General features: G+C 45.1%; 22 protein-coding genes. 14 read left to right on the top strand and 8 right to left on the bottom strand.

Annotated features, from left to right (window positions below; all coding sequences use genetic code 11):
- The first annotated feature begins 51 nt into the window (after positions 1 to 51).
- Positions 52 to 1,611 (top strand): bifunctional phosphoribosylaminoimidazolecarboxamide formyltransferase/IMP cyclohydrolase, encoded by a 1,560-nt coding sequence (gene purH, locus N4J56_RS26485; protein WP_410500598.1) that lies wholly within the window; start codon positions 52 to 54, stop codon positions 1,609 to 1,611.
- 164 nt (positions 1,612 to 1,775) lie between these two features.
- Positions 1,776 to 4,403: an ATP-dependent chaperone ClpB gene (gene clpB, locus N4J56_RS26480; protein ID WP_317109159.1), complete on the top strand. Its 2,628-nt coding sequence runs from the start codon at positions 1,776 to 1,778 to the stop codon at positions 4,401 to 4,403.
- Positions 4,404 to 4,514: 111 nt separating this feature from the next.
- Here the strand turns inward: clpB and N4J56_RS26475 are convergent, their stop codons facing one another.
- Positions 4,515 to 5,141 (bottom strand): XRE family transcriptional regulator, encoded by a 627-nt coding sequence (locus N4J56_RS26475; RefSeq protein ID WP_317109158.1) that lies wholly within the window; start codon positions 5,139 to 5,141, stop codon positions 4,515 to 4,517.
- 150 nt (positions 5,142 to 5,291) lie between these two features.
- Between N4J56_RS26475 and N4J56_RS26470 the strand changes: the two genes are divergently transcribed.
- From N4J56_RS26470 to N4J56_RS26435, 8 genes are all read left to right on the top strand, one after another.
- The gene (locus N4J56_RS26470; RefSeq protein WP_317109157.1) at positions 5,292 to 6,530 is read left to right on the top strand and encodes an FAD-dependent oxidoreductase; all 1,239 of its coding nucleotides are present in this window, start codon (positions 5,292 to 5,294) and stop codon (positions 6,528 to 6,530) included.
- Positions 6,531 to 6,532: 2 nt separating this feature from the next.
- Complete coding sequence (locus tag N4J56_RS26465) at positions 6,533 to 6,790, top strand: sarcosine oxidase subunit delta (RefSeq protein WP_317109156.1); 258 nt, start codon at positions 6,533 to 6,535, stop codon at positions 6,788 to 6,790.
- Positions 6,791 to 6,802: 12 nt separating this feature from the next.
- Positions 6,803 to 9,706, top strand: coding sequence for an FAD-dependent oxidoreductase (locus N4J56_RS26460; RefSeq protein WP_317109155.1), 2,904 nt, complete (start codon positions 6,803 to 6,805; stop codon positions 9,704 to 9,706).
- Entirely contained in the window at positions 9,703 to 10,350 is a 648-nt protein-coding gene (locus N4J56_RS26455) for a methylglutamate dehydrogenase (RefSeq protein ID WP_317109154.1), read from the top strand. Before N4J56_RS26460 ends, N4J56_RS26455 begins: the two co-directional genes overlap by 4 nt.
- Positions 10,351 to 10,406: 56 nt before the next feature.
- Positions 10,407 to 11,735: a type III glutamate--ammonia ligase gene (gene glnT, locus N4J56_RS26450; protein WP_410500597.1), complete on the top strand. Its 1,329-nt coding sequence runs from the start codon at positions 10,407 to 10,409 to the stop codon at positions 11,733 to 11,735.
- Between the two features lie 20 nt (positions 11,736 to 11,755).
- Positions 11,756 to 12,649: a class II glutamine amidotransferase gene (locus tag N4J56_RS26445; RefSeq protein WP_410500374.1), complete on the top strand. Its 894-nt coding sequence runs from the start codon at positions 11,756 to 11,758 to the stop codon at positions 12,647 to 12,649.
- Positions 12,650 to 12,660: 11 nt separating this feature from the next.
- The gene (locus N4J56_RS26440; RefSeq protein ID WP_410500596.1) at positions 12,661 to 13,362 is read left to right on the top strand and encodes a protein glxC; all 702 of its coding nucleotides are present in this window, start codon (positions 12,661 to 12,663) and stop codon (positions 13,360 to 13,362) included.
- Positions 13,363 to 13,558: 196 nt separating this feature from the next.
- A complete protein-coding gene (locus N4J56_RS26435) occupies positions 13,559 to 14,803 on the top strand; it encodes an FMN-binding glutamate synthase family protein (RefSeq protein WP_317109150.1) in 1,245 nt (414 codons plus the stop codon).
- 17 nt (positions 14,804 to 14,820) lie between these two features.
- Here N4J56_RS26435 and N4J56_RS26430 read toward each other — a convergent pair whose 3' ends face one another.
- A complete protein-coding gene (locus tag N4J56_RS26430; protein ID WP_317109149.1) occupies positions 14,821 to 15,240 on the bottom strand; it encodes a fasciclin domain-containing protein in 420 nt (139 codons plus the stop codon).
- 442 nt (positions 15,241 to 15,682) lie between these two features.
- On the opposite strand from N4J56_RS26430, the gene N4J56_RS26425 reads away from it, so the two are divergent.
- The 3 genes from N4J56_RS26425 (at position 15,683) to N4J56_RS26415 (ending at position 18,269) form a co-directional block, all read left to right on the top strand.
- The gene (locus tag N4J56_RS26425) at positions 15,683 to 16,945 is read left to right on the top strand and encodes an ABC transporter substrate-binding protein (RefSeq protein ID WP_317109148.1); all 1,263 of its coding nucleotides are present in this window, start codon (positions 15,683 to 15,685) and stop codon (positions 16,943 to 16,945) included.
- Positions 16,946 to 17,025: 80 nt separating this feature from the next.
- Positions 17,026 to 17,862, top strand: coding sequence for a sugar ABC transporter permease (locus N4J56_RS26420; RefSeq protein WP_317109147.1), 837 nt, complete (start codon positions 17,026 to 17,028; stop codon positions 17,860 to 17,862).
- 77 nt (positions 17,863 to 17,939) lie between these two features.
- The gene (locus tag N4J56_RS26415; RefSeq protein ID WP_317109146.1) at positions 17,940 to 18,269 is read left to right on the top strand and encodes a hypothetical protein; all 330 of its coding nucleotides are present in this window, start codon (positions 17,940 to 17,942) and stop codon (positions 18,267 to 18,269) included.
- A gap of 20 nt (positions 18,270 to 18,289) precedes the next feature.
- Here the strand turns inward: N4J56_RS26415 and N4J56_RS26410 are convergent, their stop codons facing one another.
- Complete coding sequence (locus N4J56_RS26410; protein WP_317109145.1) at positions 18,290 to 19,207, bottom strand: TIGR01777 family oxidoreductase; 918 nt, start codon at positions 19,205 to 19,207, stop codon at positions 18,290 to 18,292.
- A 56-nt stretch (positions 19,208 to 19,263) separates the two neighbouring features.
- Positions 19,264 to 19,635, bottom strand: coding sequence for a photosystem II reaction center protein Psb28 (psb28, locus tag N4J56_RS26405; protein WP_317109144.1), 372 nt, complete (start codon positions 19,633 to 19,635; stop codon positions 19,264 to 19,266).
- A 201-nt stretch (positions 19,636 to 19,836) separates the two neighbouring features.
- Here psb28 and N4J56_RS26400 point away from each other — a divergent pair, with 201 nt between their 5' ends.
- Positions 19,837 to 19,977 (top strand): hypothetical protein, encoded by a 141-nt coding sequence (locus tag N4J56_RS26400; protein ID WP_317109143.1) that lies wholly within the window; start codon positions 19,837 to 19,839, stop codon positions 19,975 to 19,977.
- 78 nt (positions 19,978 to 20,055) lie between these two features.
- Here N4J56_RS26400 and N4J56_RS26395 read toward each other — a convergent pair whose 3' ends face one another.
- From N4J56_RS26395 to N4J56_RS41310, 4 genes are all read right to left on the bottom strand, one after another.
- On the bottom strand, positions 20,056 to 21,375 hold the full coding sequence (locus tag N4J56_RS26395; protein WP_317109142.1) for an APC family permease: 1,320 nt from the start codon (positions 21,373 to 21,375) through the stop codon (positions 20,056 to 20,058).
- 241 nt (positions 21,376 to 21,616) lie between these two features.
- Positions 21,617 to 22,891, bottom strand: a complete 1,275-nt coding sequence (locus N4J56_RS26390; RefSeq protein ID WP_317109141.1) for a hypothetical protein — start codon at positions 22,889 to 22,891, stop codon at positions 21,617 to 21,619.
- A gap of 1,602 nt (positions 22,892 to 24,493) precedes the next feature.
- Positions 24,494 to 25,474: a hypothetical protein gene (locus N4J56_RS26385; protein WP_317109140.1), complete on the bottom strand. Its 981-nt coding sequence runs from the start codon at positions 25,472 to 25,474 to the stop codon at positions 24,494 to 24,496.
- Between the two features lie 284 nt (positions 25,475 to 25,758).
- Entirely contained in the window at positions 25,759 to 26,196 is a 438-nt protein-coding gene (locus N4J56_RS41310) for a hypothetical protein (RefSeq protein ID WP_410500595.1), read from the bottom strand.
- Positions 26,197 to 26,273 lie beyond the last annotated feature (77 nt).

Genomic DNA, 26,273 nt, shown 5'->3' with positions numbered 1-26,273 from the left:
ACAACGTACAATAGTTCTTTGTCTGAATTGAATTGCAAAGGACTGGGAACTATGGCACGTTTGGCGCTGCTGAGTGTATCTGATAAAACAGGGCTGATCGATTTTGCCCGTAGTTTGGTAGAAGAATTTGGTTTTGAAATTGTGAGCAGCGGCGGAACGGCTCAAGCCATTAAAGCAGCAGAACTACCAGTGACTAAAGTTGCAGATTACACTGGTTCGCCAGAAATTCTCGGCGGGCGCGTCAAAACTCTTCATCCTCGGATTCATGGTGGCATTTTAGCACGGCGGGATGTACCGCAAGACGTGACAGATCTAGAGGCTAACAATATCCGCCCTTTCGATCTGGTGGCAGTCAATCTCTATCCCTTCGAGCAAACGATCGCCAAGCCTGATGTGAGTTTAGCAGAAGCAGTAGAACAAATCGATATCGGTGGTCCCGCAATGATCCGGGCAGCGGCTAAGAATTTTGCCCATTTAACCGTATTGTGCGAGCCAGCAATGTACGCAACATATTTGCAGGAATTACGCCAACAAGGGGAAGTCTCATTTGAATTTCGCGCCGCTTGCGCCCAAAAAGCCTTTTGGCATACATCGAATTACGATCGCGCGATCGCTTCTTTTTTAGGAGCGAGGAGTGAGGAGCGAGGAGTGAGGGAAGAACTACCTAAAAGATTTACACTGATAGGAGAACAAGTTCAAGCTTTGCGCTATGGGGAAAACCCGCATCAGCCTGCGGCATGGTATCAAACGGGAACGACAGCAACGGGTTGGGCGGCTGCGACTAAACTTCAAGGGAAGGAATTGAGTTACAACAATTTAGTCGATTTAGAAGCAGCAAGGCGAATAATTACAGAATTTACCGATCTCCCCGCAGCAACAATTATTAAACATACAAATCCCTGCGGGACGGCATTGGGAAATACAATTTCAGAAGCTTATGAAAAGGCTTTTAATGCTGATTCAGTTTCGGCTTTTGGGGGAATTGTTGCCTTAAATCGGGCGATTGATACAGCTACTGCTACAGCTTTAACAAAAACATTTTTAGAATGCGTCGTTGCTCCAGAATGCGAACCAGAAGCACGGGAAATTCTGGCGAGTAAATCTAAAGTGAGGATTTTGATGTTACCAAATGTAGAGACGTTCCATGAAACGTCTCTACATACAATAAAAGCGATCGCGGGTGGTTTCTTAGTCCAAGCATCTGACGATATGGTTGCCGACACTAAACAGTGGCAAATGGTGACAGAAAAACAACCAACTCCAGCCCAGTTAGAAGAATTGCTATTTGCTTGGAAAGTTTGCAAGCACGTCAAATCAAATGCAATTGTCGTGTCACGCGATCGCGCTACCATTGGTGTAGGTGCGGGACAAATGAATCGCGTCGGTTCGGTACAAATTGCCTTAGAACAAGCTGGAGAAAAAGCTCAAGGTGCGGTACTAGCTAGCGATGGTTTCTTTCCTTTCGATGATTCAGTCAAAACAGCCGCCGCTGCTGGCATAACTGCGATCGTTCAACCTGGTGGAAGTCTCAGAGATGCAGATTCAGTTAAGGCAGCAAATGAATTGGGAATTGTGATGGTGTTGACAGGTGTAAGGCACTTTTTGCATTAAGTCACTAACCATTCGGAAATACCCCGTATGGATTGCGTAAACACCGATCTTGCATCCCCTGTCAGTATTTCTACAATGACCGTAGAGGGAGGTACGAGCTAGGAATAGCCTAGAAATAGCTCTGATGGTTAGTAGTAGATTTTAAGAGGAGGGGAGAGTAACGGATGCAACCCACTAATCCCAATCAATTTACCGAAAAAGCCTGGGAAGCGATCGCCCATACCCCAGATATTGCTAAAGCCGTTCCGCAGCAGCAAATTGAAAGCGAACACTTAATGAAGGCGCTGCTGGAACAAGAAGGCTTGGCAAGTAGTATTTTCAATAAATCTGGTGTTAATGTCACAAAATTACGCGATCGCGCCGAGCAATTTATTCAACGTCAGCCCAAACTTGCTGGTAGCGTTAGCTCTGTTTATCTAGGACGCAGCCTCGATACCCTATTAGATAGAGCTGATGCTTACCGTCAGGAATTTGCTGACGAATACATTTCGATCGAGCATTTGTTGTTAGCTTACGCTAAGGACGATCGCTTCGGTAGAAGTTTATTTCAAGAGTTTGGGTTAGACGAAAACAAACTAAAAAATACGATTAAACAAGTGCGTGGAAATCAGAAAGTGACCGACCAAAACCCAGAAGGCAAATACGAAGCACTCGAAAAGTACGGACGCGACTTAACGGAAGCGGCTCGTCAAGGTAAGCTCGATCCTGTAATCGGACGGGACGATGAAATTCGCCGCACGATTCAGATTTTGTCTCGCCGTACCAAAAACAACCCCGTACTGATTGGCGAACCTGGTGTGGGTAAAACTGCGATCGCCGAAGGCTTAGCACAGCGAATTGTCGCTGGTGACGTACCCCAGTCGCTCAAAGACCGCAAGTTAATCGCCTTAGATATGGGAGCATTAATTGCAGGGGCGAAGTTTCGGGGTGAGTTTGAAGAACGCCTGAAAGCGGTATTGAAAGAAGTCACTGAGTCTAAAGGTAATATCGTCCTCTTTATCGACGAAATTCACACCGTTGTCGGTGCGGGTGCTACCCAAGGGGCGATGGATGCAGGGAACTTACTCAAACCAATGCTAGCGCGGGGCGAACTGCGTTGTATTGGGGCGACAACTCTAGATGAATACCGTAAATATATTGAAAAAGATGCGGCGTTGGAACGACGTTTCCAACAAGTTTATGTCGATCAACCCAGCGTAGAAGACACAATTTCAATTCTGCGCGGTTTGAAAGAACGGTATGAAGTCCACCACGGAGTAAGAATTTCCGATAGTGCTGTGGTTGCAGCGGCTACTTTGTCAAATCGGTACATTAGCGATCGCTTTTTACCCGACAAAGCAATCGACTTAGTAGACGAGGCGGCGGCGCGGTTGAAGATGGAAATCACTTCAAAGCCGGAGGAATTAGACGAGATCGATCGCAAGATTTTGCAATTAGAAATGGAACGCTTATCTTTAGAAAAAGAAAGCGATCCGGCTTCGCGAGAAAGGTTAGGACGGTTAGAAAAAGAAGTTGCCGATCTCAAGGAAGAACAAGGGGCGCTTAACGCTCAATGGCAGGCTGAAAAGGATGTTATTAATAAAATCCAGTCTGTCAAAGAAGAGATTGATCGCGTCAACGTCGAAATTCAGCAAGCAGAAAGAGATTACGATCTCAATAAAGCGGCGGAATTAAAATATGGCAAATTGACCGATTTGCATCGACAATTGCAAGCCGCTGAAAGTCAGTTAACCCAAACGCAAAAAACAGGTAAATCGCTGCTACGGGAGGAAGTTACCGAAGCCGATATCGCTGAAGTTATTTCTAAGTGGACGGGTATTCCAATCAGTAAATTAGTCGAAACTGAGAAAGAAAAACTACTCAACTTAGAAGACGAATTGCACCATCGCGTCATTGGGCAAAATGAAGCAGTGACAGCTGTAGCTGATGCGATTCAGCGATCGCGTGCTGGGTTAGCCGATCCGAATCGTCCGATTGCTAGTTTTATTTTCCTCGGTCCCACGGGTGTAGGCAAGACCGAACTCGCCAAGGCTTTAGCCGCATATCTCTTCGACACCGAAGAGGCGTTGGTACGGATCGATATGTCTGAGTACATGGAGAAACACGCCGTATCGCGTTTAATTGGTGCGCCTCCTGGTTACGTAGGTTATGACGAAGGGGGACAACTGACTGAAGCGATTCGCCGTCGTCCCTACTCTGTGGTGCTATTTGACGAAATCGAAAAAGCACACCCAGATGTTTTCAACGTCATGCTGCAAATTTTAGATGACGGTAGGGTGACGGATGCTCAAGGTCATACGGTGGATTTCAAGAATACCATTGTGATTATGACCAGCAACATCGGTTCGCAATACATTTTAGATATTGCCGGAGATGACTCGCGCTATGAAGAAATGCGCAGTCGGGTGATGGAAGCGATGCGCAATAGTTTCCGTCCAGAATTCCTCAACCGAATTGACGAGATTATTATTTTCCACGCCCTACAATTGCAAGAATTGCGGCAGATTGTCAAGTTGCAAATTCAGCGATTGGAACAAAGACTGGGCGATCGCAAGATGTCGTTGCGTCTTTCTGATGCTGCTTTAGATTTCTTGGCAGAAGTAGGTTACGATCCCGTATTTGGTGCGCGTCCGTTAAAACGGGCAATTCAGCGGGAATTGGAAACGCAAATTGCTAAGTCAATTCTGCGGAATGAATTCAACGACGGCGATACGATTTTTGTCGATGTGGAAAACGAACGCCTTGCTTTCAAGCGTTTGCCCGTGGAGATATTGACAACACAATCTAATTAATTAATAGGTGGGCAAATGCCCACCTATTTTTTTACACTTGTCCTATAAGGTCGAGTTTTTTTCTGTACATCACTGCTCCCTACTCCCTGCTCCCGATTTAGGCGATCGCCATTAGCTTTCAGGTGTGACATAGTGAATGATGGCAAGAAAGCGAATCGGTAGCTCGATCAGTTTTTCAGGACCGTGAGGAATATCACCGCGAAAAGTCAATGCGTCACCAGGTTCTAACAAATAAGTTGATTGTCCGTGACGGTATTCAAGCTTGCCTTCCAGCATATAGATAAACTCAACCCCAGGATGCTCGAAGGTAGGAAACACTTCCGAAGCATCATCCATAGCGATTAGAAAAGGCTCGAATAGTTTTGTCGAACCGCGATCGTATGCCAGCAATTGATAGGTATGTCCTCGCTTTGTGCCGCGACGCACGACTTCCATACCCTCGCCGTTTTTCACAAGCTGGGCGCTGCCCGTGGGTACGTCGTAATTACGAAAGAAGGCTGACAGGGAAATACCTAAAGCACGGGCAATTTTCGTCAATGTTTCCAAACTCGTAGCAGTTTGAGCGTTTTCAATCTTGGACAACATCCCCCGCGAAATTCCCGTCTGTTCCGCAATTTCGGCAATGGTGAGTCCGAGTTTTTGGCGCATTTCGCGAATCGTACTGCCAATGTAGCGTTCTAGCGGATCGACGGCTGGTACTTCAGATCGCTCCAGACCATTTGCTGTGGCATCTGTCATGCGCTTACCTCACAGTATTAGGAGCAGTATAGAGAAACGCTGACTACCATTTCACCCTGCATCGTCTTGAATCATAGCAGGAAACTTTGTTGACACCCAGAAATCTTTGATGCATGATATTCAGCAAAGCTTCCTGTCAGGAAACTTAAGATGCCTTTAAATCTGCTGAAATTTGCGCTGGCGAAGCAGCATCCAGAACCCGCAATGTTCCGCCATCGCGATCGCCTCAAACCGAACTACGATGCTGTCATCATTGGTGCAGGCGGACACGGACTGGCAGCCGCTTATTATCTGGCGCGAGATTACGGCATGACCGATATAGCTGTTCTTGAAAAAGGTTATCTCGGTGGCGGGAACACGGGACGCAACACGACGATTATTCGCTCCAACTATCTCACCCCAGAAGGCGTAAAGTTTTACGATGAATCGGTGCAACTGTGGCAAGATTTAGCGCAGGATTTCGATTTGAATTTGTTTTATTCCACGCGGGGACATTTCACGCTAGCTCATACTGACTCTGCGCTCAGAACAATGCGCTGGCGAGCGGAGGTGAACAAGCATTTTGGGATTGAGAGCGAATTAGTCGAACCGAATGAAATTAAAAAAGCTTGCCCGCACATAGATTTGACGTGTGGTGGCACTCCGGTGATGGGTGCGCTGTATCACGCACCGGGGAGTATTGCCCGTCACGATGCTGTGGCGTGGGGCTACGGTCGCGGTGCGGATCGGCGGGGGGTTGAGATTCACCAGCAAACCGAAGTCTTGGGAATTAACGTTGAATTGGGCAAAGTAACCGGAGTACAGACCACCAAAGGGACGATTTCTACACCACGAGTACTGTGTGCGGTTGCCGGATTTACACCCCGCCTGTTGCAAATGGTAGGGCTGCGATCACCCTTGTACGTCCATCCACTCCAAGCAATGGTCAGCGAACCAATGAAACCCTGGCTCGATCCAATTATTGTTTCGGGTAGCCTGCACGTCTACGTTAGTCAAACCGCACGCGGGGAGTTAGTCATGGGAGCATCTCTCGATCCGTATGAATTGCATTCCACGCGATCGACCCTAGATTTTGCGGAAGGGCTAGCAGCGCATATGCTTCAACTCTTTCCGTTTCTCTCTCACGTTAAGATCGTGCGGCAATGGGCGGGTATGGCAGATATGACTCCTGACTTTGCCCCTATTATGGGCAAAACTGCGATCGCCGGATTTTATCTCGATGCTGGGTGGGGGACTTGGGGTTTTAAGGCAACTCCGGTGTGTGGCAAAACGATGGCATATACCGTAGCAAGCGATCGCAATCACGAATTAATTGCGAAATTCTCCCTCGAGCGCTTCAAAAATTATGCGTTGGTGGGTGAAAAGGGTGCAGCATCAGTGGGGCATTAACGATGAAAATGATGACCTGTCCGATTAACGGAACGAGACCTATTTCTGAGTTTATCTATGGCGGGGAAGTCCGCTCTATGCCAGATCCGCAAACAGTTGATGACCAAACGTGGGCAGAGTACGTATTTAACCGCACTAGCGTACCTGGAATTAAACAGGAATGGTGGTGTCATACGCCAAGTAATACCTGGTTTATTGCCGAGCGCAATACACTGACCGATGAGATCTTGCGGACTTATCTATATCTATCGATCCGGTAAGGAGAATATGGCATGAGCAATCGCCTACCGCCCATCTCCAGTGAATGGATCGATCGCAGCCAGCGGATTGATTTCACCTTTGAAGGAAATCGCTTTTGGGGTTATGCCGGAGACACGATCGCGAGTGCGTTATGGGCTGCCGGACAACGAGTGTTGGGACGCAGTTTTAAATACCATCGTCCGCGCGGAATTTTGAGTTTGGCAGATCGTGATATTAATGCTCTGATGCAAAATGGGCAACAGCTCAACCTCCGAGCCGATATTACGCCATTAGAGGCGGGAATGTCACTCTATGCGGTGAATACGAATGGTGGGGTGATGGGCGATCGCCACAGCATTTTAGATTTTTTCTCCCCTCTGCTTCCAGTCGGGTTTTACTACAAAGCCTTTCATCACAAACGACTCTTTCCTTTCTGGGAACGCGCGATTCGCAATCTGAGCGGATTAGGCAAAGTTGATGTTTCCACACCGCACATTCGCACGGCAAAGCAGTATGATTTTTGCGACGTACTAGTCATTGGCGCAGGCGTAGCAGGATTGTCCGCAGCGTTAGCCGCAGCCGATGCGGGGGCAGATGTTGTCATTGTGGATGAAAACGCACGAGCAGGTGGTTCTGGTAGATGGTTGACGCAGACAAACGAATTGATAGAAGCAGTTAAAAACTGCGATCGCATCCGTCTCTACACCGAAACGGTAGCTGCTGCGTATTACGCGGATAACTGGGTTCCATTGGTCGATCGAGAACGCCTCACAAAAATGCGAGCAAAGACGGTCATCATGGCAAATGGGGCATACGAACAGCCAGCCGTGTTTCGCAATAACGATTTACCAGGGGTGATGTTAGCTTCGGCAGCGCAACGATTAATTTATCGCTATGCCGTCAAACCGATGCAGCGAGCCGTGGTATTGACGGCAAATAGTGACGGTTATCAGGCTGCTTTAGATTTAGCAGAACACGGCGTTGAGGTGAAGGCGATCGCGGATTTACGTCCGACTTACACGACTAACCCAACAACTCAAGCCTTACGAACGCTCGGTATTCCCATTTTTACCAGCCATTGCATTTATGAAGCCAAAACGAATCCAGCCAGCGATGGCGTTTCGGGTGCAGTAATTTGTCCGCTTGATGCCAACGGCAAACCGCAAACAGAATTCAAACAAGCGATCGCCTGTGATGGGATTATTATGAGTGTCGGCTGGGCAGGTGCAGCAAATTTGCTCTACCAAGCTGGAACGAAGATGCGCTTCGATGAAGACTTACAGCAGTTCGTTCCCGATCGCTTACCTGCGGGTGTTTTTGCTTGCGGACGTGTAAATGGGGTGTACGAGTACGAACGAAAATTACAGGATGGTCGTCGGGCTGGATTGGAGGCGACTGCTTTTCTGGGCTTGACAGAATCAGTCGATTGTGCTACGTCTCCCAGCACAGAATCCCCCTCGCATCCGTGGGCGATCGTGGAACATCCAGCAGGTAAGAACTTTGTCGATTTTGATGAAGATCTTCAGTTCAAAGATTTTCCCAACGCCATTCAGGAAGGATTTGACAATATTGAATTGCTGAAGCGCTTTACCACCGTAGGCATGGGACCGAGCCAGGGCAAGCATTCTAATATGAATGCCTTGCGAATTTTGGCACGCATTACAGGTAAATCTCCTGGTGAAGTCGGTACGACCACGGCTCGACCGTTCTTTCATCCAGTTCCCTTATCGCACTTAGCCGGACGGGGCTTTACTCCAGAGCGTTACACTCCTTTGCATAGTCGTCATGCTGCCTTGGGCGCTGAGTTTATGTTGGCAGGATTGTGGCGACGACCAGAATATTACACCCAACCTGGAAAGAGCCGCGAAGATTGCATTCGGGCTGAAGTCGCAGCCGTGCGGACTCGCGTAGGGGCGATCGATGTTGGGACGTTAGGAAAATTAGAATTGCGCGGGGCGGATGCTGCCGAGTTTTTAGAGCGAGTTTACACCGGACGCTACAGCAATTTGAAATTAGGGATGTCGCGCTATGCACTGATGCTAGACGAGACAGGCGTAATTATTGACGATGGTGTCATTGCGCGACTGGGAGTCGAGCATTTTTATTTCACGACAACAACTTCCGGTGCAGCGACGATTTACCGAGAACTATCGCGGCTGAATACCATGTGGGGGTTAGATTGCGGCTTGGTCAATCTAACTGGGGCGCGATCGGCAATTAATCTTGCTGGAGTTTATGCTCGCGATGTCTTGGCGCAGCTAACAGATTGCGATCTTTCCAGTGCTGCTTTTCCCTATCTAGCAGTACGAGAAGCGTTGGTGGCTGGAATTGAGGCAATATTAATCCGAGTTGGTTTTGTGGGTGAGTGGGGTTACGAAATTCACGTCGCGGCTGAGTCGGCTGCGGCTGTTTGGGATGCTCTGTTTGTCGCAGGTGAGGCTTACGGTATTGCGCCCTTTGGCGTGGAAGCACAGCGGCTATTACGACTCGAAAAAGGGCATTTAATTGTCGGTCAAGATACCGATGGTTTGACTACTCCGAGGGAGGCTAGTTTGGGATGGGCGGTTAAATTGGATAAGCCGTTTTTCATCGGTCAGCGCAGCTTGCAAGCCGTTACCGAACAACCAATCGCCCAAAAGTTAGTTGGTTTTACGCTCGACCCTAACTTTCAAGGTACTGCACCGCAAGAGTGTCATTTAGTCATCGATCGCGGTGAAATTGCAGGTCGCGTCACCAGTGTTGCATTTAGTCCCACGCTCCAGCAGTATATCGGACTCGCCTACGTTAAACCAGAAAGGGCGGAGATTGGTAATGAGATTTCGATTCGTCTCTCTGATGGTGCGATCGTGACGGCAACAGTCAGTTCTACACCGTTCTACGACCCTGAAAACGAACGCCAGCAAGAAACAGCACAACCCCAGGAGGCAATCGCATGAAGACTCCCTTGCGTCTGAGTCCAATTCACGATTCACTCCAGTCGCTTAACGGTGCGTGGCGCGACATCAACGGTATGCCCTCCTTAGTCACGCTACCAGGCGATCGCCAGTCTGCCTCTATGTTGGGAATTGCCGATTTGTCTTGTCTGACCCGCTTTGGCGTGAAAGGAACTCATGCAGCCGAGTGGTTAGTCAAGTGGGGACTACCAATTCCCGATCGCCCGAATACTTGGCATCCCTTACCCGCAGGGGGGATTATTGCCAAGTTAGGACTGACAGAATTTCTGATCGAAGATAGCATCAACAGCGCGATCGCTCCCCAGCTAGCAACTGCCTGTAAGTCTCCTCCCGCAAAAGTTTACCCAGTTTTGCGACAAGATCTGGCACTGGGGTTAGTGGGCGATCGCGTCAACGATCTTTTACGCCAAACCTGTAGTTTTAATTTTCAGGCATTATCGCTTGGCGATCGTCCGGTCGTTTTGACTAATGCGATTGGAGTCGCCGTGACAGTGATTCCAGGTGGCGAGGGACGTTACTATCGGATTTGGTGCGATCGCACGTTTGGCACGTATTTCTGGCAAACCCTGATTCAAATTGCTACAGAGTTAGGAGGTGGCGCGATCGGCACAGAATCATTTTTGTGACAAAGCTACTCTATTCGTGGAATTTGAACAGATTGAGTCAACCTGGAGCCAAGCGGATGAATTTAGCAGCAGCCAAAACATTTCTCGAATCGCATCAAGTCAAGTTCGTGCTGGCGCAATTTGTCGACATTCACGGAGTTGCCAAAACGAAAGCCGTACCCGTGACTCACTTTGAAGATATTTTGCATCCAGGAGCCGGATTCGCCGGGTTTGCAGTGTGGGGATTGGGTATGGAGCCGCACAGTCCAGATTACATGGCAGTCGGAGATCTCTCGACTTTATCTCTCGTCCCCTGGATGCCTGGATTTGCCCGAATTGCCTGTGTTGGTCACGTTAAAGGCGAACCTTACCCTTACGATGCTCGTTATATCTTGATGCAGCAGATCGAGCGGTTGCAGCAGCGAGGCTGGATGCTCAATACGGGAGTCGAGCCAGAATTTGCTTTACTCCGTAAAGACGAACGAGGACAGATTCATCCGTTTGATGCTACCGATACCTTAGAGAAACCCTGCTATGACTTTCGCGGACTATCGCGCAGTGCGGTCTTTCTAGAAAAACTCGTCACTCAACTGCAAACGGCTGGGTTTGACATTTATCAAATCGACCACGAAGATGCCAACGGGCAGTTTGAGATTAACTATACTTACACCGATTGCCTTACGACTGCCGATCGCTACATCTTTTTCAAAATGGCAGCGTCAGAAATTGCTAAAGAACTGGGACTGATTTGCTCGTTCATGCCGAAACCGTTTGCCAACCGCACGGGGACGGGAATGCACATTCATATGTCACTGAGCGATGGCAACTCGAATCTGTTTGCTGACGACAGCGACTCGCGCCGTTTAGGACTCTCGAAACTGGCGTATCATTTTCTGGGTGGCTTACTTACCCACGCAGGCGCACTCACTGCCATCTGCGCCCCAACGATCAATTCTTATAAGCGGCTCGTCGTGGGGCGATCGCTCAGCGGTGCAACTTGGGCACCAGCTTACATCACCTACGGCGACAACAATCGTTCCAGCATGGTACGGATTCCGAGCGGACGTTTAGAACTGCGCCTTGCCGATGGCTCCTGCAATCCTTATCTCGCTACTGCTGCCGCGATCGCCGCTGGATTAGATGGCATCGATAAAGAAATCGATCCTGGCGAACCCTATAACTTGAATTTGTACGATCTATCTGAGGCAGACCTGAAAGACAAGGGTATTCGCACTTTACCCCAGAGTTTACACGAAGCGATCGCTGCTCTGGAATCGGATGAAGTCATTAAAGGTGCGTTGGGGCTGCTAGCAGACGAATTTATTAACTTGAAACGAATGGAATGGGTGGAATATATGCGTCATGTTTCGCAGTGGGAAGTGGAACGTTATTTGGAGTTTTTCTAGTAAATAAATTAGGTGCAATCGTGTGTGGAATTGTCGGACTACTGATTAAAAAACCAGAATGGCGAGAATCGCTCGGCGAACTCATGGTTCCCATGTTGATTGGCATGAGCGATCGCGGACCCGACTCTGCTGGACTTGCCGTATTTACTGCTACCCTGCCAGAGCCGCAGCGCAAATACAGCCTCTATTCAAAAGACAAATTCGATTGGGAAAGTTTGGGGCGATCGTTTCAAGCATCTTTCACGAGTGCATCTGAGATTCAAATCAATGGCAATCGGGCAGTACTAATTTCGGATCGAGAACCCGATCGCGTCAAGCAATGGCTCAAAGCTAAATATCCACATCTACACCTGCTGTCAACAGGTCGGACGATCGATCTCTACAAAGACACGGGGAAACCGGCAATGGTAGCCGATCGCTATAATTTCTCAGCACTGAAAGGTTCCCACGCGATCGCCCATACGCGCATGGCAACAGAATCAGCAGTGACTCCCGATCGCGCACACCCGTTTACGGCGGGAGAAGATTTTTGCCTGGTGCATAACGGTTCTCTTTCCAATCCTTACTCGATTCGTCGTCGCTTAGAACCGCTTGGCATTCACTTTGAAACCGACAACGACACGGAAGCAGCTTGTCGCTTTCTCGAATGGCGGATGCGGGAAGGGGACGATCTGGAAACTGCCATCAAACAAGGCTTTGTCGAGTTAGACGGCTTTTATACATTTCTGATAGGAACGGCGGACAAACTCGCGCTCGTACGAGATGCCTTTGCTTGTAAACCAGCAGTTGTGGCGGAAACTGATAATTATGTGGCGATCGCCTCTGAATTTCGCTCTCTAGCTCACCTACCCGATGTCAAAAACGCTCACCTCTACGAACCCGCACCGGAGGAGTTATACATATGGATGGTGTAACTGATGCCACTATGGAATGTGTCACTTTTGACCTCGCCCAAACACCACTACGTGCAGTCAACCACTACCTGCATCACAACCTCACTCAAACTGGAGGACAAGCTATCGAGATCCTCAACCCCGATGGAGCGCATAATATTGCGGTGGGACTGAATGCCTCAGTTGAGGTAAAAATCCTCGGTCATGCAGGCTACTATGCGGCAAGCATGAACCAGCTAGCAAACGTAACGATCGCCGGAAATGTGGGAACGGGTGTTGCTGAAAATATGATGTCCGGTCGGGTGCATGTCAAAGGCTTTGCCTCGGTTTCTGCTGGAGCCTCCGCCCACGGGGGGTTATTAATTATTGATGGCGATGCTAGTCTGCGTTGCGGCATTTCTCTAAAAGGAGCAGATATTGTTGTCGGTGGTAGCGTTGGCAGCTTTGCCGCATTCATGGCGCAGGCTGGACGGATCGTAGTTTGTGGGAATGCAGGGGAAGCATTGGGAGATTCGCTTTACGAAGCCGTAATTTACGTCCGAGGCGAGATTAAATCGCTCGGTGCTGATGCTCGAATAGAACCCATGTCTGAAGCCGATTATGCAACGGTAGCCGAGCTATTAGCAAAAGCAGGTTTCTCTCACAATCCCCAAGATTTCCAACGAGTTGCTTCCGCCAAACAACTCTATCACTGGAATGCGGATGCAGTGACCAGTGACTCCGCATTCCAGTGACTCCTGACCAGTGACCAGTTATCAGTGAAGACAGTAGTTATGACTAACCACTCACTACACCCCCCACCCCACACCCCACACCCCACACCCTTCATCGCATCAATCCATCTCTCGCGAAGAATCTTGGGGTTACGATCGCCGCATCCTCAACTACATTCAAAACGCAGCGGCACACGGTCTTTACGAAATTCGCGGTTTGGGCGCAAAACGTCGATTGCCGCATTTTGACGATCTGGTGTTTCTAGGCGCGTCCATGACTCGTTATCCTTTAGAAGGCTATCGAGAAAAATGCACCACCAAAACGATTCTCGGCACTCGCTACGCCAAGAAGCCGCTCGAATTGGAGATTCCCATCACGATCGCGGGGATGAGTTTTGGCTCGCTATCGGCTAATGTCAAGGAAGCCCTGGGACGTGCGGCAACCGCAGTCGGAACTTCTACCACGACTGGGGATGGGGGCATGACACCGGAGGAACGGCTGTCTTCAAAAACCTTAATTTATCAATGTCTGCCCTCCCGCTACGGCTTCAACCCGGACGACGTGCGCAAAGCCGATGCGATCGAAATTGTTGTGGGTCAAGGGGCAAAACCAGGTGGTGGCGGGATGTTACTCGGACAGAAGATTAATCCCCGTGTTGCCGAGATGCGGACTTTACCAGAGGGAGTCGATCAACGCTCTGCCTGTCGTCACCCCGATTGGACGGGTCCCGACGATTTAACCATCAAAATTCAGCAATTACGCGAATTGACCGATTGGGAAAAACCGATTTTTGTCAAAGTGGGTGCAGTACGAACTTTCCACGATGTCAAGCTGGCGGTTCATGCTGGAGCGGATGTCGTGGTTGTCGATGGGATGCAAGGGGGTACGGCGGCGACACAGACAGTATTTATCGAACACGTCGGCATTCCCACCCTGGCAGCAGTGCGGCAGGCAGTGGATGCCCTAGAAGATATGAATATGAAAGGCGAGGTACAACTGATCGTCTCAGGTGGCATTCGCACGGGAGCCGATGTTGCCAAAGCGATCGCGATGGGAGCAGATGCGGTTTCGATCGGTCAAGCAATTCTGATGGCGTTGGGCTGCAATAGCGAGACTTATGTGCAAAAGGGGACGCATCATTCGGCAATCGAAGACTACGCGGCGATCGGCACAGCACCAGGATACTGCCACCACTGCCACACCGGAAAGTGTCCTGTAGGAGTGACAACCCAAGACGAAATTTTGGAAAAACGCCTAGAACCGGAAGTTGGCGCTCGGCGAGTCAAAAACTACCTGCAAACTCTAAATATGGAACTAACCACGATCGCCCGTGCTTGCGGTAAGCAAAACGTGCATCACTTAGAACGGGAAGATCTAGTCGCGTTAACGATCGAAGCTGCTGCTATGGCACGTCTTCCCCTGGCAGGGACTGACTGGATTCCTGGCGTTCAACCAATGTAATCTTTGGCTAAAAACTCTTAGTGTCCTGCCACGATTGCAGGCATCAACACTGCATCAATCGTGTGAATCGTGCCGTTATCAGTCACGATGTCAGTTTTGAGGATGCTGGCATTGTTAACTTTGACTGTACCGTTAGCTGACTCAATTGCTAAGACTGACCCTTCAACTGTCTCTACTTCGTCAATTTGTGCCAAATCATCAGATCTCACGTCGCCAAAAGCAATATGATAAGTCACAATTTTTTTCAGTTTAGGCAGATCTTGCAGCAGCGAATCTAAAGTTCCCTCTGGCAGTTTGGCGAAGGCTTCGTCAGTTGGGGCAAAAATTGTAAAAATGCCGGGACTCCCAAGAGTTTCTTTTAGTTCAAGAGCATCAACAGCCTTTACCAAAGTTTTGAAGTTTCCCGCGTTGGCAGCAGTTTCTAAAAGGTCAGCCATGAGGTAATGCAACTTTATTTATGTAGTGTTACAAGATACTTATAAATGGGTTGGGCAGCGTGTAGCTTCTATCAAGAGAGAGGTTGCTAGAAACTAGTTAGGATGTTTTGAACGGTAATTGACCAAATACAGGGAGTAGGGAACAGGGAGCAGGGAGCAGCGATCTATAAAAAAATTTAGTTGGGGGATACAAGCACACCTCATAACAAATAATTATGCCCGGGAATTACTTGCAACGAGACAGTAGGGACTCCGCGCTTTCTTGAAAGGGCGCATTCATGCATAAGTTCCTTGCTCCCTACTCCCTACTCCCTGCTCCCTTTGAATTCTCCGAGCTAGAAAGCTATGCTACTGTGAGTTCTGTAGAGTGTCGAAACACGCTCTTCGTTGCTAAAATTGGATAATTTATTGGAATAAGAGCATTACTTCAGTCTGCCATACTGTGTTTAGAAAAGTCTGGTTATTTCTGATTCTATTCCTAGTTGGGACGATCGCTTTTACTGGTTGCATGACCGCTCAACAGCTAGCTCAACCTGGAGTTGTTACCATCACTCTTAGCGGTTGGAGTAATCTGAATGAAAAACAACTGCTGCAAAAGGTTTTGAGAGATTTTGAAGTCAAACATCCACGCATCAAGGTGAAATATGATGCGATCGCTGACGAATATATGGATGTGATGAAAACCAGGTTGATTGGCGAAACAGCCGCAGATGTATTTTATTTAGAAGCTTTTGCTGCTCCAGAAATTATGCTTCCTGGGGTATTAGAGCCGCTAAATAGTTATATTTCTGAAAAATTCAATTTAGCAGATTTTTATCCTCAATTTCTTCAGGCATTTCAACAAGAGCAAATTATTTACGGTTTACCTAAAGATTATTCTACCCTTGCCCTATTTTATAATAAAAAAGCTTTTGAGTCTGTCGGTCTCTCTCAACCACCTCAAACTTGGGAGCAATTGCGAGAATATGCTAAAAAATTAACCGTCGATCGCGATCGAGATGGAAGAGTCGATCAATATGGTTTTGCTTTAGTTCCAGAACTTGCCCGTCAAGTTTTTATTATCCAAGCTTTTGGGGGAAAGTTGATCGACACGAATGGAAATGTTGCATTTGCCGAGCCAGAAAGTTTAAAAGGTCTACAATTATTAGTAGATTTATATCGCTTAGATCGATCGGCGGCTCAACCTTCTGATGTTGGTACAAATTCAGCAGGTGAAATGTTTGGTCAAGAAAAGGTCGCAATGGCGATCGACGGTCCTTGGTTAATTCCTTATTTAAAAGAGACTTTTCCTCAGCTTGAGTATGCCACTGCTGAAGTCCCAACTATTAACCAGAAAAAAGGCACAATGGCTTATACAGTTGCCTATGTGATGAATCAAAAATCGAAACATAAAGCAGCAGCCTGGGAATTAATCTCTTACTTAACTGGACAAGAGGGAATGCAAGCCTGGACGAGTCAAGGTTCTGTATTTCCTACCCGTAAATCTGTAACTGATGCCCTACAATCCGATCGCAATCCTCTTTATTCACCTTTTACTGCTGGAGCTGAATATGCTACTATTTGGCAATTAAATGAAGATCTACCGATTATTCTCAACAATTTTAACAATCAATTTGTTAGTGCCATAATCGGTCAGCAAAGCCTAGCATCGGCAATGAAAAAAGCGCAGAAAACTGCTAATAAAGAAATAGCCTTATCAAAGTAAAACTAGGGATTAGAGTGAGAGATCTTCGCGTTTTTAAAAATCAGCCTCAGCCAAAAAATGCTTTGTCTGGATATATTTTCATGGCTCCTACAATTATTATTTTAGGATTGTTTGTACTTCTACCTATTCTGATTGCTTTAGTTCTAGCTTTTTATAAAATTCAGATTTTAGGAGAATTTACCTACAGATTCAACGGCTTCAAAAACTTTACTCGCCTCCTCAATGACGATCGCGTGTGGATTGCCCTCAGAAATACGGTTGAATATGTGGCGATCGTCGTACCAATTCAAACTATAATTGCTCTCGGCTTGGCTTTAATTCTAAATGCTAATCTCAAAGGTAAAAATTGGTTTAGAATTATTTTTTTCATGCCGACAGTGACTTCCTCGGCAGTCTTAACGATAATATTTTTGTGGATGTATAATTCAAATGGTTTAATAAATAGCGTTCTGGCTTTTTTAGGTTTACCAACTTATAACTGGATTGGCGATCCAAATGTTGCCTTAAAAGCAATTACAATCATGAACATTTGGTCAACAGCACCTTTATTCATGGTGATTTATCTAGCTGCTTTACAAGATATTCCTGAAAGTCTTTACGAAGCAGCAGCAATTGATGGCGCAAGTTGGTGGGATAAATTATTTTATATTACTCTACCAAGTTTAAAATCCGTCACATTTTTTGTTGTCGTGATGGGGATTGTTGGTACATTCCAATTATTCGATCAATCATATATTTTCTCTCGCGGTACGGGTGGTCCCGATAACTCGACATTGACAGTTGTACTGCTGATTTATCAATATGCTTTTAAAAGCTTGGATATGGGTTATGCCGCAGCAATTGCTTTGATTTTGGCTTTGGCGATCGCCATCACTACGCTAATGCAACGTTATTTTTTCTCTGAAAAGGCGAATTAATCTCAACGTTATAATACAAATATTCGCTCGATCGCACCAGACAGCTAAACGCTACATCGCTGTAAGGAGGAAAAGCTATGAGGTTAGCAGGATTACTGACAGCAGTGCTGGCGATCGCATCACTGGCGATCGCCCAACCCGCACGTTCGGAGGAAGAACCGATTTTCGATCTTTCCGAAACTCAGTTGCGGTTACAAGGAGAATCAGGAGCTGAGTTAGAAGCAAGGAACGAGCGGCAAAGAGCAGAATTTAATACAGATATTACCAGAGCGCTATACGAAATCGAGCAAACGAAAACTTTTGCCCAACCAATTCAAGCAGAATTTCAAAGGAGAGTTTTCGATCTCGAACATCGTCCTTTTACCCCCGATCCAGCTAGAGATCTACCGAGTAATTTCAGGCTATAGCGCGTCTATTTCAATCGCAACTATACAATTGTTTTTAATGCTTCTTTGACGCTGGCATATTGATAATTGAAACCCGATGCTTGAGTGCGTTTGGGTAAAACCTGCTGACCTTCTAAAACCACGATCGCGCCTTCTCCTAATAATGCCTCGATCGCAAAGTTGGGGACGGGCAACCAGGAGGGACGCTGCATCACTTCTCCCATTGCTTGGGCTAACTCTGACATCCGCACTGGATTAGGAGCTGTAGCATTGAATACTCCTTCCATTTCCGGTTTTGTCAATGCTTCGATAATTAAGTTTACCAAGTCATCGCGATGAATCCATGAAAACCACTGGCGACCGCTACCGATGGGACCACCAGCAAAAAGTTTGAAGGGAGTAATCATTTTGGCGATCGCACCTCCCATTCCCAAGACAATTCCAAAGCGCAAAATCACTAACCGCGTTCCCAATTCCTTGACTTTCTGCGCCTCTGCCTCCCACTCTTGGCAGACTTGGGCAAGGAAATCATTACCCGCAGGACTGGATTCATCAAATGTAGCAGTTTCGCTCGTACCGTAATAACCAATGGCAGAGGTATTGACTAACACGCTGGGTTTGGGATTTGCTTTGGCGATCGCCTCGACAACTTTTTGCGTTCCTAGCTTACGACTATTGAGAATTTCTTGTTTGCGTTGGGGTGTCCAGCGTCCTTCACCAATTGGTTCTCCGGTTAAGTTGACTACGCCATCACAACCCGCGATCGCATCTTGCCACGCACCCGATTCTGTTGGTGTATAGGCAATAATTTCTACATTTGGAAAAGTAGATTTAGGAAATACGTTTTCTGCCTTATTGACGTTGCGACTAAAAACGACAACTTGATGACCGTCCGTTTTGAGTCGTTCGACTAAACGACTACCAACAAATCCAGTGGCTCCAGTAATTGCTACTTTCATAAACTTGGGGAGTGTGATTACGTTACTTAGTAAGGGCGCAGCTATGCGCCCTTATTCTATTTCTTTGATTCGCTGAAAGCCATACCGTTAGCCTCAGCGTAGCGATTCATAAACCGCATAAATCTCTCCCAGTGGTCTTCTTGCTCGATCGCAAATGTACAATCTAGGCGTTGAAATTCATCTCCATCCATGCCACCAAAAATGAATTTTGTCGAGTCAGGCGTGACTTGAATTTCACCTTCTTCATCGACTAAACGCACGAAGTTATTGAATTTTTTGGTAAAACTATTGAATCTTTCCAAAGATTTGAGTTGCTCAAAGCGCAGTAAAACCGACCGAACTCCCGAACGGCGATCGCGGCGCAAGCTAACGTTACTCAGTTCTTCGGGAATCCCTTCAAAGAAATAAATTGCAGCTACAGAAGTCATTAGACAGTGACCAGTGACCTGTTACCAGTGACCAGAACAATTTGCATTTGGTCAACATATATTAATTATCTCTCTAAAGTGAATGCTTGAAACAGGCATTGACTCAAATCTATAATCTTTCAGTGGTATTGATGTACTACGATGGTAGGCGATCGCACTTATTCGTAATGCGACCACATCCTCAAGATCTTGACCGTGGACATGAGTGCTGTACTGATAGGTGGTAAAGTTGGGCAAATCATTGAATATCGCGTTAGGCTAATGCGATCGCCTCCACTTTTACGCGGTAGTCCTGTTCTAAATTACAAGCGGGAAGCAAAGCCCCCTTTGTCAGGGGGTTAGTGGATCGACATCTGCAAATTCAAGTGCGTAATTCCTGTGACGATCGAGCGATCGCCTTTTTGCAAACTAATTTGTAAACTAAGTGCTTGGTATGTGTCCTTTTCTGAAAGCCTTTTGGATCAGAATTAGGAGCATTCCAATTCCTGCAAATATCAACGCCAAAATGTGACTTGCAGGAGAAGCAAAAGCCACCAAAACGAGATCGAACAGTAATGCGATCGCCGGAATTATCAAGGGAACCCGAAACCCATTAGTTTCAGGGTCTCGACGTTTAATCGACAGCAGCGAGAGGTTGACCAGACAAAACATTGCCAGAATCAAGGTGGCAGTGGTTCCTGCTAAAAATTGCAGTGTCCCAGAGAGCGCCAGAAAAATGGCAATGGGTAAAATGACTATCAGCGTTCGATAAGGCGTGGCTCTACGTCGATGTAATTTTCCTAACCAAGCTGGTAGCAATCCTTCACGCGACATTCCAAACAGCAGCCGCGATGCTGTGACAAAATTGAGCAGCGCCGTATTGAGTACGGCAAATAGAGCAATGATTGTAAAAATGACCTGGGGAAAATTGGGCTGCGCTCGACGCACGACATCCAGTAGCGGAGCGCTGGAAGCGGCAAGCTCTGATGGATTAAGTACTTGAATCGCCAGCCAGGAGACGAGTATATAGACGACACCCGCGATCGCCAAAGCCAGTAAGATTGCTCTTGGTACGTTGCGTTCGGGATTTTTAACTTCTTCCGCCACATTGACAATATCCTCAAATCCAATGAAGGCATAGAAAGCCAGTGCTGCTCCCTGAATCACTGCCGTCCAACCGATTGCTGGCGCGTTGGGAACAGCAGCAGGATTAACCGTGCCACCACCGCTCAAAAACAAGGTTGAAACCAAAATGACGATCGCAAGACCCGAAACCTCGACAGAGGTGCAAAAGATATTCAGCGCCGAGGATTCCTTCATGCCTCTGAAATTGACATATGCCAGCACAGAAAAAAGCGCTAGGATAATCAGCCAATCTGGAATAGCTGGTGCAAAAGCGTTGAGATAGCCAGCAAACGCTTTCGACAGCGTTGCCATCGAGACTAAGCAGGTACAAAACATTAACCAGCCAACTAAGATTGAGAGCCAGTCAATGCGAAATGCCCTGTGGACAAAACAGGCGACTCCACCACTTTGTGGAAATCGACTGCCCAGTTCGGCGTAACTTAAAGCGGTGAATGCCGCGACAATCATAGCGGTCAAGAACGAAGCCCAAACCAAAGTACCGGAAAGTCCGGCAATTTTGCCGACTACTGCATAAATTCCCGCACCCAGAATGTCACCTACTCCATAGACAACCAGAGTTGGCAATCCAAACACTCGCTTGAGCGAATCTGTTTCTACTACATCATTTACTTGCATGTAACTTTTTTATTTCATAATAATTTTCAATTCTGTAGCTTTTGTTATCGCTCGCATATAGAGTTGTCATAATGCTTTACGGTACAGCTGAGTGCCTGCTGCATCTGTATCGAGATCTACCACTAATGGAGTAGGATGGCTGTAGAAGCACGATCGCGAAAGCTAGCCGATCGCTCGTACAGATTTCAAGTTTTGCGATCGCTGTCAGACTTTTTACCCGCTCGTATTTAATACAATAGATTTATAGACTGAAGTATGTCTCCAATATCCTTCCTAGTATTTGTTTTCCATAATCATTTAAGTGGTAATTATCACGCATCCAAATGCTATATGGATTACCGTTAGCGTCTGGTGAACCGAGACCAGCAGCGGTAGCTGGTCCATAGATAAACTCACTTTGAATTCCTGTCATGTCCAGGTATTCTAGATTATTTGCATAAGCAAACCACAATAAGTTACCGCGATAATCGTTAGGAATTGTCGTATTATTTGTCGGATTTTGATCGAGTTCCTTAATACTTGGATTCAGTTGATAGTCAATTGGGTTAGGATAGTTGTTAGGACTCCATGCTTTCGTCAACAACAAGATCTCGGTTTTGTGGTTAGTGACGCGATCGCTAGCTCTCACTTGGTTAACCACGCTTTGGAAATCACTCATGTTATTGCCATTGCTGATTCCTCCAATTATCAGCAGATCTGGCTTATATTTCAGTATGCAATTCTGCACGCAAGTTTTATAGTACTGAACCCCCGTACCACCTATTACAGAAGGGATAATTTCAACTTTACTACCAGGATACTCGCGTTCTAAAAAGACATCGATAGGTGCTGTTGCTGTATCATTCTGAATGCTGTCTCCGAGCATAACGATGCGGAGATTCTGCCCATTCCGTAACTTTTGCATCGTGAGCGGAATACGTTGCCATCGGCTGGCTTTGGGAACATAATTCAGTTTGGCAGAAAAGCTATTATAAATTCCGTCAGCCCACTGTGCTACTTCTTGGGAAGTCGTTGCCTGTACGGTAATATCATCAATAAAAAGAGGCTGCGAACCGAGCGAGTGAAAATTGATTCTCATTTGAACTGGTAGTAGGTTCCCGTTCGCTCCAACAGTAGCTTTGGTTCGGAAACGAAATTCATTATGCACCCAGTTGTTCGACTGAAAAACACTAGAGAATGTAGCATCTGGTAATTGGTTGCCAGTTTGCTTGTCATAGAATGTCGCTGACCAATATCCATAACCGACACTTCCGGGGTTATTAGTCGTTCCAGGAGCTTTACTGTTGAACGAGAGCCGATACCATTGCAGGGGAGTAGTATTTAGTAGAGGACTCGACCATGCATCATCAAATGTGTAGTTTGTAGGACCAGGATGCTGAACTCGAATGGAGCGAGTGCCAGATGTACCCCCAATGACCCAACTAGCACCAGAACCACGAGTTATCCAGCCTTCAGAAGTCGGGCTTCGTTCAAAAGTAGAATAGAGAATTATCGCTCCTGCCAATACTTCAATCATTGTTAACAACCTTGTTTTAGAAGATATTTAGTGCTTGAGATGAGGTTGACTTATTAAAAATAGTCGTCTGTTGTATAGAATTGGAAAATAAAGGTGATACAGAAGATATTGCTAGGTATCGACATACATAAGCAATTCCTTTTTTTTGAAATAACTACTTTAAACTCAGTCATCTGAAGATGACTAAGTAACGTTTCTGCTTTGGCGAGCAAGCTACTGATGTCTTTAGTTAAAAATTCCAGTTAATTATTTTATAGATGGCAAAAACTACTCAAGTTGTTTTATACATCTATACTGTTATAGTTTTTTCTTTTATAATTACTGGCTCGTATAGATTTAATACCTAAACTTAGTAGCAGCGACACTAATAGATATTATTTTTTAAAGTTTTGAAGCAATTGAGAACTTTATCAAAAGCATTTATCGGAAGCATACTTCGCAAATATCGATCTCGTGCTTCAAAATAACCTTTTATGCAACTGAATTACGCTTGATAATATCTAAAGTTAAGACAGAAACTTGTACTTACAGTTTACTATAGATTAGTTTAATTCTAGTCTATGGATCTTGTCAAGACGATAAATTCAATAAGCATCGGAAATTATAAGTATTAATTTTTAATAATGATGGCGATCGCAAATAAGAGTTACCTAAAAATACGACTGTTATTGCCATACTTTTATCTTAGTAACGAGATTGCAAGGATAAAAGCGACGAGCTATTTAGTAAAATACACTTTACTAGAAAAATCTATTTAATAGTAGGAAAAACTTCGATTTGGCACGTAGTTTTAAAAAAAAAAATTAATCTTCTTTTATATATCTGTATAAACGTAGATCGAGGATATCATCAAGATCTTTGCTTTTCAAATCTTTACCATTGGGAAATAAATCTCTTACTGTACTTACTAGTTGGTAGTCTTTAATGAATTCTTTGATGAATCCATGTAACTCCTTTGGACCTGCTTGGTTAAATACGCCATAGAAATCTGGCGAGCCGTCAAAATTATCATCAATTGGACGAGCGCCAACTGTACTAATAACCCATTTTGGAGGATTTTTTCTAAGTGAAGCAATGGCTTTTTAATATTGTTTAAAGTATAAAAATCACTATATGTAGTATCGACTAATGTTGGATTTTTACACTTTAATAAGGTATAAAGAACAGGTGCTGAACCATAGATAAAACAAGATTCACCTGGTTTAATATTTTGACGTAGCATTGAGAAAGCAACAGTTATCTTCTGGAAATTTAATAAATTTTGTCATTGGTGAATCTAGAGAATAGCGAACATCCCCATGTAAACCCTTGTTACTAAATCCTCCTATTTGAGACACGGTGAATACAATGACTGTAATTACAAGAAATAGTAAACAAAAGCTTTTTTTCCAGGAAGTAGGAACCTTAGATGACATTAATGTAGTTATGATAATTAGTGGCATCAACATTACAGAGTCTAAATATGCTCTGCCAGGCCACGACATCTGCATAGCCCAGGTTGAGCCGAGAGTGAGAGCTATTAGTAAGGGAAAAATTGGCTCTGATACTCCTAAAAGTTTCTGACTGGATTTAGGAAAAATACAACTTCCTAAAAGAGCGAAGCTAAAGAATGTACTTGGTAAATCGTAGGTGAATAAAAGCTGTACTAGCAATTATAGTTGGTAAATTATGGGTATTTATTAAATGGTCTATCAGTGAAATACTAATTCCAATCAGTAATAGTGAAGGAAGTAGCAATATCCCAATTAAATTTACATTATATTTAGAATTTGCTTTGATCGGGTACTGAATTAATTTAAAAACTATTGCAGATAATAAAATAGGAATCACAACAACTTTAATAATTTCTTTAATAGAAGAATCAAATTTAAGACCACCTAAGAAAACATCTATTAATGCAGCAAAACCACCAACTCTCTTTTTCTCAGATGCATCTAAAAAAGTTGTTGAAAGGCTGGGAGAAGTGCTTGATTCAGAGCTAAGAATAAAACTAATGCTCCTAAACCTAATAGAAAACCTGAAATAAAAGGAGTAGTTAGAGTACGTAAATATTTTTTTTGGACTCCGTAAGGAATAAATTAAGATAACTCCTAATGTTACTAATATGCAAAGGGTTCCATTGCTCTGACGCGCTCCTATAACGAGAGCAAGAGAGAATCCAGAAATAGCAATATATAGAAATGATAAAGTAGAACTTCCTTTTTCTAGCTTGTTTAACCCAAGAATAATAAAAAGAGCGGAAATCGACAAAAATAAGTATACATAAGAAGTACTCCAGTGAACTAGTGAAGAGTTCATCAAGGCAAATCCACTACAAAGAGCTACTGATATAACCTGAGATGAAAATTGACGAAATATAAAATAATAAACTAGCAAATTAGTCGCCTTAACTATAAAAGCGGCGAACAAGCTAGCATAGTAACTTTGACCTAAAATATTTTGGAAGAAAGCGTCAAAGATAATAATAGGTATAAAACCTACTTGAAATACATAGTCTCTGTAGGGAAAGTCATTATGAAGTAATCTATTGCCAAGATGAAAGTATAAAGCTGAATCTCTCAATTCATCCCATAAAGTGACCAAGGAAAAGAAGAGAAAAAAAAGCAATAACTAATAAAATGATGAGAGCAAAACTCTCTTTATGACGCTTAAAATTAAGTGAAATATTCATTTCTTCCTTTGATATTGAATCGGAAATTATTTTTTTATTAGAAGGTTTTAGTTTAAATTAACTTGATTTGAATTAGTTTTAAGAAATTTGCAATACAGCATCTGCATTGAGTGCTACTTTTATACTATTATTTACGCTCCTTTCATCTGGATATACGTGTGCCATGCTAGCTATATAAAGATTGGGAATTGGACTTTTAAGCTGGAATCTTGTCAGAAAAATTTTTATCGCAAACCGTAGCAGCTGTTTTTGTGCGAAAGACTTGGATATCTTTAATTCCTTTAGTTTCTATATCGGGATAAATTGACTGTAGCTGTTTCTTAAAAAGACTAATAATTTCTGGATCGCTTTTAGATAATATTGGCTCCCTCCAAGTAGCATATCTAGATAAATACGTGACGTGTAACCCTTGATATTCCTTTGGTGATAAAAGGTTCGTTTGCTCGATTACACCTCCAAAATCAAAACCAGGATCTCCGACATTTAACCAATAGATGTTACTTAAAGGTTTTTCTGTAACAACAACGACGCAGATAGCCCCAAAATATTCAATTCTTTCTAGCTGTGTGCGATAGTTAGAAAATTTGTTTGGAATGAGTTTAGCTAAATAAGTCGTGGGGATAGTGACTAATATTTTATCAGCTCTAAACTCTCCTTGAGGAGTTTTTACCCTATGACGCGATCGTTCTCGAAGAGTAGCTCTGTGACTGG

Origin of the sequence: Chroococcidiopsis sp. SAG 2025, from assembly GCF_032860985.1 — a bacterium.
Classification (GTDB): domain Bacteria; phylum Cyanobacteriota; class Cyanobacteriia; order Cyanobacteriales; family Chroococcidiopsidaceae; genus Chroococcidiopsis.
Note: the sequence above shows the minus strand (reverse complement) of the source record. Positions and strands in the feature narration are given on the sequence as shown.